We start from the raw sequence: 11,715 nt of genomic DNA on the forward strand, positions 1-11,715 counted from the left end.
ACAAGCCGATCAGACTTGCAGCATCAGGCGCGCCGGGTCCTCCAACATCTCTTTGACGGCCACGAGGAACAGCACGGCCTCGCGTCCGTCAATGATGCGGTGGTCGTAGGAGAGCGCGATGTACATCATCGGCCGCGGCACCACCTGGCCGTCCACCACCATGGGACGCTCCTGGATCTTGTGCATGCCGAGAATCGCGCTCTGCGGCGGGTTCAGGATCGGCGTCGACATGAGCGAGCCGAACACGCCGCCGTTGGTGATCGTGAAGGTACCGCCGGTGAGTTCCTCGAGGGTGATGGCGCCCTCCCGCGCGCGAGTGGCGTAGTCCACCACGCCCTGCTCGATCTGAGAGAAAGCCATTTGGCCGGCTTCGCGCAGGACGGGCACTACCAGACCGCGCTCCGTGGACACGGCCACGCCGATGTCCTGGTACTCGTGGAAGACGATGTCCCCGCCCTCCACCGAGGCGTTCACCACGGGGTAGCGGCGCAGCGCTTCCACAGCTGCCTTGACAAAGAACGACATGAAGCCCAAGCGCACGCCATGAGCCTTTTCAAAGCTCTCTTTGTAACGCTTGCGTAAGGCCATCACCTCCGTCAGATCCACCTCGTTGAAGGAAGTGAGGATGGCGGCCGTCTGCTGCGCCTCGACCATGCGCTCGGCGATGCGCGTGCGCAGGCGCGTCATCGGCACCCGGCGCTCGGCGCGCGACCCGGGCGCTGGCAGATCCACGGCGGGTGAAGCGTCGTTGGCCGGCCCGGAGCTGCCCGAGGTGATGAAGGCCTGCACGTCGCCCTTGGTCACCCGGCCCGCCCGACCGCTCGCCGGTACGGACTGGGGATCCACGCCGTGCTCGCCTGCGAGACGGCGGGCAGCGGGCCCCATGCGAGGCGCCTCGGACGGGGCAGCCGCCTCTTCCGCCGCTGGCGCCGGTGCCGCCGCGGCGGCAGGTGCTGGCGCAGCGGCGGGCGCCGCTTCTGCCGTCGCGGTCTCATCCAGCACCGCGAGGATCTCGCCGCTGGTCACCGTGGCACCGTCCTCCACCTTCAACTCTACCAGCTTACCGCTGGCCGGGGCCGGCACCTCCAGCACGACCTTGTCGGTCTCCAGGTCCACCAGGTTTTCGTCACGTGACACGGCATCGCCGGGCGCCTTGTGCCAAGCGATCAGCACGGCGTCGGTCACCGACTCGGGCAACTGTGGGACCTTTACCTCAATCACGTTCGTTTCCTTCTTTCCTGCGATCTACGTGTTCAGTGGGCGACGCGCCAAGCGCGGCGGAGACCAGGGAGGTCTGCTCGTCGACGGGGCGACGGTAGTAGCCAACGGCCGGGGCAGCCATGGGTGCACGGCCAGCGTAGGTAAGCGTGATGTCACGCCCTTGGATAGCGCGCTGCAAGCGATGGCGAATCTGGTAGAAGGCACCCTGGTTGCGGGGCTCCTCCTGGCACCACACCAGTTCCTTCGCGTTCGGGTAGCTGGCGAGCAACGCGTTGAGTTCCGGATCCGGGAAGGGGTAGAGCTGCTCCAGGCGCACCAGTGCCACGTCGCCGAGCTCCATCTCCTGACGGGACTTGAGCAGGTCGTAGTACACCTTGCCGCTGCACATGACCACCCGGCGCACGCGCTCGCGCTCGCCCAATTCAGTCTCGTCGATCATCAACTCGAAGCGGCCGGATGAGAGCTCGTCGAGGGCCGAAACGGAGAGCGGATGGCGAAGCAGGCTCTTCGGCGTCATGACCACCAGCGGGCGGCGCATGGGCTGGCGCATCTGCCGGCGCAACATGTGGAACATCTGGGCCGGCGTGGACGGTACGCACACCTGCATGTTGCCCTGGGCGCACAGCTGCATGAAGCGCTCGAGGCGAGCCGAGGAGTGCTCGGGGCCCTGCCCTTCGTGGCCGTGGGGCAGGAACAGCGCCAAGCCACAGAGGCGGTTCCACTTCGCTTCGCCGGAGCTGATGAACTGATCGATCACCACCTGGGCGCCGTTGGCGAAGTCGCCGAACTGGGCTTCCCAGATGACCAGGGTGTTGGGGTCGGTGGTGGAGTAGCCGTACTCGAAACCGAGGACCGCCTCCTCGGACAGGAGCGAATCGTAGACCTCGAAGGTGCTGTTCGGTCCGTCCAGGTGTTGCAGCGGTACGTGCAGCTCGTTGTCGGCCTGATGGTGGAGCACGGCGTGGCGGTGGAAGAAGGTGCCGCGACCGCTGTCCTGGCCCACCAAACGCACGTCGTAGCCTTCGTTGAGCAGGGTGGCGTAGGCCAGGGTCTCGCAGAAACCCCAGTCGAGCGGGTGATCGCCGGCCAGCATCTTGCGCCGGTCGTCGTACACGCGCTGCACACGCGGGTGCAGTTTGATGTGCTCCGGCACGCTCAGCATCTGCGTGCCGAGGGCCTGCAGACGCTCAGCCTCGGCGTCGGTCTGGGCGCCGCGCTGCACCTCAGCGGTCTCCTCCTGACCGCCCTTGGCGAAGTACGGGGACCAGTCCACCGTGTGTTCGTTGCCGACCATCTCCCGCGGCGAGATCAGGGCGATGCGCCCATCGTCGAGGGCCTGGCGGTACTCGTCCACCTGGTCGCGCACGAAGTCCTGGTCGACCACGCCCTCTTCCATCAGCTGCTCGGCGTACATGCGACGCACGGGCTTGAGATCGCGGATGGCGCGGTACATGACCGGCTGCGTGGCGGACGGCTCGTCCGCCTCGTTGTGACCGTGGCGGCGGTAGCAGACCAGATCGATCACCGCATCGCGGCCGAAGCGCTTGCGGTAGTCGAAGGCCATTTGGGTGACCAGGTGCACGGCTTCGGGATCGTTGCCATTGACGTGGAACACTGGCGCTTCGAGCATCTTGGCCACGTCGCTGGCGTAGGGCGTGGAGCGCGCATCCGCCGGGTTGCTGGTGGTGAAGCCGATCTGGTTGTTGCAGATCACGTGCACCGTGCCGCCGACCTGGAAGCCCGGGGTGCGCGACATCTGCAAGGTCTCCATGACCACGCCCTGGCCGGAGAACGCGGCATCGCCGTGTATCAACACGGGCAGGACGGCCTGGCCCTCGCTGTCCTTGCGCCGGTCCTGGCGCGCACGGACGGAGCCCGCCACCACCGGATTGACGATCTCCAGGTGAGAGGGGTTGAAGGCCAGCACCACATGCATATGCTCGTCCCCGACCGGAATGTCGGTGGAGAACCCGAGGTGGTACTTCACATCGCCCGTACCGAGCTGACTGCCCGCCTGATACAGGCCCTCGAACTCGCTGAACAGCTCCGCCGGCGGCTTGCCGAGGACGTTGACCAGCACGTTGATGCGGCCGCGGTGGGCCATGCCGATGACGAGCTCGCGGATGCCGCTGTCGCCGGCCTGACCGATCAGGCTGTGGAGCAGCGGGATCAGGGACTCGCCGCCCTCGAGGGAGAAGCGCTTCTGGCCCACGTAGCGGGTGTGGAGGTAGCGCTCGATGCCTTCGGCTGCCGTCAGCTGAGCGAGTAGATCGCGCTTGCGCTCAGCGCTCAGCTTGGCCTCGACGGTGCTGATCTCCACGTGTTCGCGCAGCCACTGGCGCTCGACGACGTTGGAGATGTGGGCGTATTCGATGCCGATGCGGCGGGTGTAGATGCGCCGCGCCAGGGCCAGGATCTCCCGCAGCTTCAGACGCGTGGTGCCCGCCAGGCCCTCGGTGAAGAACTCCGTGTCGAGATCGGACTCGCCGAGGCCGTGCGACGCCGGGTCGAGATCCTGCGGGGAATCCGCCGCCAGCAATCCCAGGGGATCGAGATTGGCGAGCTTGTGCCCGTGCAGGCGGTAGGCCCAGATCAGGCGCAGCACAGCCGACTGCTTTTCGAGAGCGACCGTGGAGCCTGCCGCGGACCCAGCCCCCACCTGAGGCTGTAGGGCGCGCGCCGCGAGGGCGTCGCGAATGGGTCCGTGGGGGATCTCACCGTTAGCGCCGTTGGCAATCCCGGCGAAATAGTCTCGCCAGGCAGGATCTAGCTGCTGCGGATCGGCGAGGTATTGTTCATAGAGAGTTTCGACGAGGGGCGCATTGGCGCCGAACAGGGGGCTGTTCTCGTATCGCTTTTGAAGGCTGTCGCTCATTGCTCACCCAGTTGCACGCGCGCCGCAGGCGACGGGTTGTGCGGGGGCTGTGGACGTCCTGACGTCGGTCGGAAAAGGGTTCTGCTAGCGTTCTTGCAAGCGACCGCGGGGGGCGCTGCAACAAGGCGACAGAAGTATAGCCTCCCCACGCTCCTTAAGAAACGCTTTGTGCTCTCATTGGCGAAGCTTATGCAGGAATACCGACGCAGGTCGCACTTGGTGCGGCTGAGCGATGTGACGGGCGGTGACTACACTGCCCCGCGTAGCCCGCAACCGCGCCCGCAGAGCACGCCCCGATGAGCGAAAACGCCGACCACCCACGCCGCTTCGATCCCGCCATGGAACGGGTGTACGCCGCGCTGGTTGACGAGGAGGACGCCCGCGCCTGCCGCGACATCTCCGAGGATGCGTGCCGGGTCGTTCCCCGCGCCTTCCTGGCCAACACCACCGCGCAAGCGATGACCGGGTTTGGCGATGCGATCATCAATCCCAAGACCACCCTGCCCTGGCTACTCACCTCCCTCGGTGCCCCCGGATGGGCCGCAGGCCTGCTGGTACCCCTGCGCGAGGCGGGCTCGCTCCTGCCACAGCTGGCGATAGCGGGTTGGCTGCGCACCCTGCCCCGTCGCAAGTTCGCCTGGATGGTGGGCGCCGGCTTGCAGGGAGCCTCGGTGCTCGCGATCGCGGGGGCCGCGCTGGGCCTCGAGGGCCAGGCCTTCGCCCTCGCCCTGCTCGCTTTGGTCACCGTCTTCAGCCTGTCACGGGGGATCTGCTCGGTGGCGGCCAAAGACGTGCTCGGCAAAACCGTCGCCAAGAGCCGGCGGGGCCGGGTGTCCGGCTACGCCTCGGCGGTGGCGGGCGCGGGCACCCTGGTGCTGGCCCTCGCCCTCTGGCTGCTCGGAGACCCCGAGCGTATGCCCTACGTCCCCATGTTGTTGCTCGGCGGCGCCCTGTGGCTGGCGGCCATTCCCGTCTACCACCTGATCCCTGAGTACCCCGGCGCGACCGAAGGGGGTGCCAACGGACTGCGCGAAGCGATCCGGCGGATGCGTGTGGTGGTGGAAGACGCACCGTTTCGACGCTTCCTGCTGGTGCGCTTCCTACTCATCTCCACCGCGCTCATCGGCCCCTTCGTCGTGGTCCTGGCACGCGAGCGCACGGACCTCACACTCGCGTACTTTCTGTTCGCCCAAGGGGCGGCCTCGTTGGTGGCGGGCCCGATCTGGGGACGCCTCTCAGATCTGTCGAGTCGGCACGTGCTCATCGTGGCGGCGTCGGGCGCGGCGGCGGTCGGCGGGGCGACGAGCGCGGTGGCTTGGCTACACCCGACGTTGCTGAGCTCCCCCTGGTTGCTGCCGGTGGTGTTCCTGGCCATCGCCGTGCTCCACGACGGCGTGCGCCTCGGGCGCAAGACCCACGTGGTAGATCTCGCCGGCGGCAACCGGCGCACGGACTACGTGGCGGTGGGCAACACGCTGACGGGCATTGCGCTGCTGGCGGTGGGCGCGCTGCTCGCGCTCGTACCCCTGGCGGCGGTTGGCAAGATCTTGCTCCTCACCGCGGTCACCGCCATCGGGGCGGCCCTCGCCACCACCTTGAGCGACGTTCAAGCCTAAGAATCCGCCGCCACGGCCACCTATCCCATTTGATAGGTTAATTCGAGCCCTGGTATGTGCATTCGACCGTTCGGAATGACGCATTGCGACTAGGCCCTGCTTTGTATTGGGATTTATCTCCCTAGGAAAACAGTCTCAAACGCGAATCGGACTGATATATTTCGGCCTTGATCACTCAGTAGACTCGGTCGAACTTCTGCCATTGATGGGCTATTCGCGGATTTCATTGTGTGTGTTGCTGGCGGCAGCGGCCTCTAGTCCAGCCTCAGCGGCTCACTGTGAGAGTCCCCTTCTGCAGTTGAGCGCCGGCGGGCAGGTGCTGGCCGGTAGTCGGGAGCGGTTGATTGCGCACGTCAACCAAGGCGGGCGCGTTCGCATCGGCTGGCAGCTCGACTGGAACGTAGACGGCCACATTGATGTGAGCCATTGGTCCGATGGCAGCTTCCTCACGGTTTTCGAGGGGGAAGTGTTCGCCCAGTTCGACGACATCCACCGCCAAATCCCGCTCCCTGGCAACGCGGAAGTTGCCCTGGCCGAGGGGGCACAGGCGGCGCGCTGGACGGGCAAGCTCGGCAGCGATGGGGTGCTGGAGGGAATCTTCGAAACCGGTAGTGCTCACCGTTGGAGCGTCGCCGCCCGTTGGTGCGATGGCGCGAGCGCTGGCACTGCCTCGGCCAGCGAGATGCCCGCGCCGGTCTCCTGTTCAGCGCGTTGGGAAGAGCGCTTTCGCAACACGGCGCAGGGCGTAACCGAGCGTGGCGATCGTCGCGACCTCATCGATGCGCTTCGTCGCGGTGATCCCCTGCGCGTCGCGTGGGGCAGCACCTATGCCGACGGCAGCTACACGATGGAGCACGTGGCCGAACCGGTGTTCTTCTCCATCGTCGGCGGCGACCACGTGGTGGCACAATTGCCGGAGCATATCGGCCAGGTCACCTACGTGCGCCTGGACGACGCCCGTTTCGGTGCCGACCCGCAGGTGATGTGGCGTGGCCTGCTGCGAACCGACGGGCTGTTCGATACGGTCTGGGTGGACCGCGGTGACGGCCAGGTGGTGCGTCGCCTGCCGCAGCGTGCGGCGGTCTCCTGGCTGACCCACAGCACGCCTGCGGAAAGCGACTGCACCCGCTCCCCCGCCTTACAGCTCGCCGTGCCCAGCGGCGTGATCCCCGACGCCAACCGCCAGGGCGAACGCCTCCCCCGCTGAGCCCGACGGGCCTACGTGACCGGTCGATGGGCCCCTGAGCGCCCACCTCGGTCCAGTTCTCTTAATCCCACTGTAAAGCGAAAAACCTTGCCTCGTTATGCAACGAGGCGCTGTGGGTTTTCTCGATGCGACCCGATAGCCGAACACTGAGAAGAAGCGATCGGCCCTCGCGGGGGACGCTCGCCCACACGACACGCGGCCATCGCTTGGTGGCCCGACGCATCGAGAAAGCACATGAGCGACCAGCACGACGCGCAAGATCAGCCGAAGCAAGGCCCGAAGACGATCGACTCCGCCCTGGACCGAGATGTCGGCCAACAGAGCGACGATCGCCGGCGCGAGGATGTTGAGGAATTCGAAGTCGACGCCGACAACGCGGAGCAGGCCGGTCAGGCACCGCGCGCCGGCGGCTACGCCTCGCCGGACTTCGCGACGGATACGCGCGCGGAGACGACGGGCGATCTGCGCAGCGACACCGATCCCCTGGACCAGGCACAGGTGGGCGCGCGCACCGTCGACGTCGAGAGCACGGAGGCGGCGACGCAGACGGGCGATGCCCGCCGCGGGGACCTCGACTCCGTGGACAGCCCGCAGGGTGAGGCCAGCACCAGCGACGCCAACGCGGTAGCGTCCGCCCCCGGCAACGCGTCTGACAACCCGCCCCCCACCACGGCCCGCGCTGAGGCGGACGGCCCGCAAACGCCTCCGCCCGTCGTCGCACTGGATGGTGCTGAGGAACCGTCTCCGGCCTTCGTTCCCGTGGAGCCGACGCCCGTTGGCGAGAGCGCTCCCCAGGGTGAGGCTCAGGACGTGGCGGCAGAGGAAAGCGAACCGTCCGAGACGGAAGCCAGCCCCGCCCCTGCCCCAGGTGCCGGCGGTGGCATGGTCATGTCCGACGGCGACGTCGCCGAGGACGAGGTCAGCGAGAACGCGGTCGAGGGCGATCGCGTCGGCGTGATCGCCAGCGCCGCGAGCACCGATGGCTCCATGGTGACCTATTCCCTCGCCGACGACGCGGACGGGCGCTTCGCCATCGATCCGGCCACGGGCGAAGTGTTCGTACGCGCGCCGGAGTTGCTCGACTTCGAGTCCCAGGACAGCCATGAGATCGTCGTCAACGTCATGTCGGCGAACGGTTCCCTTAGTGTTCAGAACTTCGCTATCCGGGTCACGGATCACGACGAGTTCGACATATCCCCCGTGGTCGACGGGGACGCCGGCGACGAGCGCGTGTCGGAGAACGCCAGCGTCGGCGATCGCGTTGGCGTCGCCGTCAGCGCCGAAGACGCGGACGGCAGCGACAACGCGGTCAGCTTCAGCTTGAGCGCGAATCCCAACGACGCCTTCGCCGTCGATGCGGCCACCGGCGTAGTCACCGTCGCGGATCCGAACGGCCTCGACTTCGAAACCGCCCAGTCCATGCAGATCGAGGTGACCGCCACCTCCGCCGACGGCTCCTCGAGCAGCCAGCGCTTCGACATCGCCATCGACAACCACAACGAATTCTCGATCTCGCCGACCAGCGACGCCGACTTGGGCGCCGACGAGGTCAGCGAGGGAGCCCGGGTGGGCGATCTCGTGGGCGTCACCGCCCTGGCCGACGACGCGGACGGCGTCGACGGCGTGACCTACAGCCTCAGCGACAACCCGGACGGTGCCTTCGCCATCGACCCACAGAGCGGCGTGGTCAGCGTGGCAGATCCGGCGGGCCTCGACTTCGAGTCGGCGCGCGCGATGCGGATCGAAGTGACCGCCACCTCCGACGATGGTTCCGTCTCCACCCAGGCCTTCACCATCGCCGTCAACGACGAGGACGAGTTCGACGTCTCCGTGGCGAGCGACACCGACGACGCCGCCAACTCGGTGGCCGAGAACGCTGCTGCGGGTGACACGGTGGGCGTCACGGCCTTCGCCGAAGACGTGGACGGCTCGGCCAGCGCGGTCCAGTACTCACTCACCACGAACCCCAACGATGCTTCGCGATCGACGCCGACACCGGCGTGGTGACGGTGGCAGATCCGCAAGGCCTCGACTTCGAATCCGCCCAGACGATGCAGATCGAGGTCACGGCGACCTCAGAGGACGGTTCGACCTCGACCCAGACCTTCGACATCGCCATCACCGATGACGACGAATTCGACGTCTCGCCGGTCAACGATGACGATGGCGCGGCGAATACGATCAACGAAGGCGCTGCCGTGGGCGACAGCGTGGGCGTCACCGCGTTCGCCAGCGACGCAGACGGCACCAACAGCGGTGTCGAGTATTCCCTGAGCACTAATCCCAACGACGCCTTCGCCATCGACGCCGACACCGGCGTGGTCACGGTGGCGGACCCGGACGGCCTCGACTTCGAGTCCGCACAGTCGATGCAGATCGAGGTGACGGCCACCTCCGAGGACGGCTCCACCTCGACCCAAACCTTCGACATCGCGATTACCGACGACGACGAGTTCGACGTCTCCGCCGTGGGCGACACCGATGGCACGGCCAACGCCGTGGCAGAGAACGCCGCCGCTGGCGACACCGTCGGCGTCACCGCCTTTGCGAGCGACGGCGACGGCACCACCAGCGGTGTCGAATACTCCTTGAGCGAAAACCCCAACGACGCCTTCGCCATAGATGCCGACACCGGCGTGGTGACGGTAGCGGACCCGGACGGCCTAGACTTCGAGTCCGCCCAGACGATGCAGATCGAGGTCACGGCCACCTCGGAGGACGGTTCCACCTCGACCCAGACCTTCGATATCGCCATCACCGACGACGACGAGTTCGACGTCTCGGCCGTGAGCGATACCGACAACGCCGCCGACACGGTCAACGAAGGGGCTTCCGCCGGCGACACCGTGGGCGTCACCGCCTTCGCCAGCGATGGCGACGGCTCCAGCAACGGCGTCGAGTACTCCCTGAGCAACAACTCCAACGATGCGTTTGCTATCGATTCTGATAGCGGCGTGGTGACGGTGGCGGACCCGAGCGCCCTCGACTTCGAGTCTGCCCAGACCATGCAGATCGAGGTCACGGCAACGTCCGAAGACGGCTCCACCTCGACCCAGACCTTCGACATCGCCATCACCGACGACGACGAGTTCGACGTCTCCGCCGTGAGCGACATCGACGCCAGCGCCGACACCATCGCTGAGAACGCATCCGCCGGTGACACCGTCGGCGTCACCGCCTTCGCGAGCGATGGCGACGGCACCACCAGCGGCGTCGAGTACTCCCTGAGCGCGAATCCCAACGGCGCCTTCGCGATCGACGCGGATAGCGGCGTGGTCACGATCGCCGACCCGAGCGGCCTCGACTTCGAGTCTGCCCAGACCATGCAGATCGAGGTCACGGCCACCTCGCAAGATGGATCAACCTCCGCCCAGACCTTCGATATCGCGATCACCGATCACGACGAGTTCGACGTCTCCGCCGTCAGCGACAGCGACGGCAACGCCAACAGCGTGGCCGAAAACGCCGCCGCGGGCGACACCGTGGGCGTGACCGCCTTCGCGAGTGACGGCGACGGCACCAGCAACGGCGTCGAGTACTCCCTGAGTGCCAACCCCAACGACGCCTTCGCCATCGATGCCGATAGCGGCGTGGTCACGGTAGCGGACCCGAGCGGCCTCGACTTCGAATCCGCGCAAAGCATGCAGATCGAGGTGACGGCAACGTCCGACGACGGCTCCACCTCCACCCAGACCTTCGACATCGCGATCACGGACGACAACGAGTTCGATGTCTCCGCCGTCACCGACACGGACGGTGCTGGCAACACGATCAACGAGAGCGCGGCGGTCGGCGATACGGTCGGCGTGACGGCCTTCGCGAGCGATGCCGACGGCTCCAACAGCAACGTCGAATACTCGCTGAGCGACAACCCCAACGACGCCTTCGCCATCGATGCGGACTCGGGCGTCGTCACCGTCGCCGATCCCTCTGGTCTCGACTTCGAAGCAGCTCAGACCGTGCAGATCGAGGTCACGGCAACGTCCGACGACGGCTCCACCTCGACGCAGACCTTCGACATCGCCATCACCGACGATGACGAGTTCGACGTCTCCGCCGTCACCGACACGGACGGTGCCGCCAACACCATCGCGGAGAACGCCAACGCCGGCGACACGGTGGGCGTGACCGCCTTCGCCAGCGATGCCGACGGCACCAGCAACGGCGTCGAGTACTCCCTCAGCGCCAACCCGAACGATGCCTTCGCCATCGATGCCGACAGCGGCGTCGTCACCGTGGCGGATCCGAGCGGTCTCGACTTCGAATCCGCGCAAAGCATGCAGATCGAGGTGACGGCAACGTCCGACGACGGCTCCACCTCCACCCAGACCTTCGACATCGCCATCACCGATCACGACGAGTTCGATATCTCCGCGGTCAGCGATAGCGACGGCGATGCGAACTCGATCAACGAGGGCGCGGCGATCGGCGACACGGTGGGCGTCACGGCCTTCGCCAGCGATGCTGACGGCTCCAACGATGCCGTCGAGTACACCCTGAGCAGCAACCCCAACGACGCCTTCGCCATCGACACCGACAGCGGTGTGGTGACCGTTGCCGACCCGGCGGCCCTCGACTTCGAGTCCGCCCAGTCGATGCAGATCGAGGTCACGGCGACGTCCGAGGACGGCTCCACCTCCACCCAGACCTTCGACATCGCCATCACGGACGACGACGAGTTCGACGTCTCCGCCGTGAGCGACACCGACGCCAGCGCCAACACCGTCGCCGAGAACGCATCCGCCGGCGACACCGTGGGCGTCACCGCCTTCGCCAGCGACGATGACGGCACCAAC

The 11,715-nt window shown here is 66.8% G+C and carries 6 protein-coding genes; 4 read left to right on the top strand and 2 right to left on the bottom strand.

Annotated features, from left to right (window positions below; translation table 11 throughout):
* Positions 1-9: 9 nt before the first annotated feature.
* Both odhB and AAF184_12965 read right to left on the bottom strand, forming a co-directional pair.
* Positions 10-1,221: a 2-oxoglutarate dehydrogenase complex dihydrolipoyllysine-residue succinyltransferase gene (gene odhB / locus AAF184_12960; GenBank protein ID MEO0423245.1), complete on the bottom strand. Its 1,212-nt coding sequence runs from the start codon at positions 1,219-1,221 to the stop codon at positions 10-12.
* Positions 1,214-4,096 carry a 2-oxoglutarate dehydrogenase E1 component gene (locus AAF184_12965; protein MEO0423246.1) on the bottom strand — a complete coding sequence of 961 codons (2,883 nt, stop codon included), beginning with the start codon at positions 4,094-4,096 and terminating at the stop codon, positions 1,214-1,216. Before AAF184_12965 ends, odhB begins: the two co-directional genes overlap by 8 nt.
* Before the next feature lie 296 nt (positions 4,097-4,392).
* Between AAF184_12965 and AAF184_12970 the strand changes: the two genes are divergently transcribed.
* The 4 genes from AAF184_12970 to AAF184_12985 all read left to right on the top strand — a co-directional run.
* Positions 4,393-5,712 carry an MFS transporter gene (locus AAF184_12970; protein MEO0423247.1) on the top strand — a complete coding sequence of 440 codons (1,320 nt, stop codon included), beginning with the start codon at positions 4,393-4,395 and terminating at the stop codon, positions 5,710-5,712.
* A 340-nt stretch (positions 5,713-6,052) separates the two neighbouring features.
* Positions 6,053-6,919, top strand: coding sequence for a hypothetical protein (locus tag AAF184_12975; GenBank protein ID MEO0423248.1), 867 nt, complete (start codon positions 6,053-6,055; stop codon positions 6,917-6,919).
* A 234-nt stretch (positions 6,920-7,153) separates the two neighbouring features.
* Positions 7,154-8,926, top strand: a complete 1,773-nt coding sequence (locus tag AAF184_12980; protein MEO0423249.1) for a cadherin domain-containing protein — start codon at positions 7,154-7,156, stop codon at positions 8,924-8,926.
* Positions 8,927-8,928: 2 nt separating this feature from the next.
* Positions 8,929-11,715: cadherin repeat domain-containing protein (locus AAF184_12985; protein MEO0423250.1), on the top strand; the 2,787-nt coding region annotated here is incomplete at its 3' end.

The sequence above is a fragment of the Pseudomonadota bacterium genome, assembly GCA_039815145.1.
In the GTDB taxonomy this organism is placed as follows: domain Bacteria; phylum Pseudomonadota; class Gammaproteobacteria; order Steroidobacterales; family JBCBZW01; genus JBCBZW01.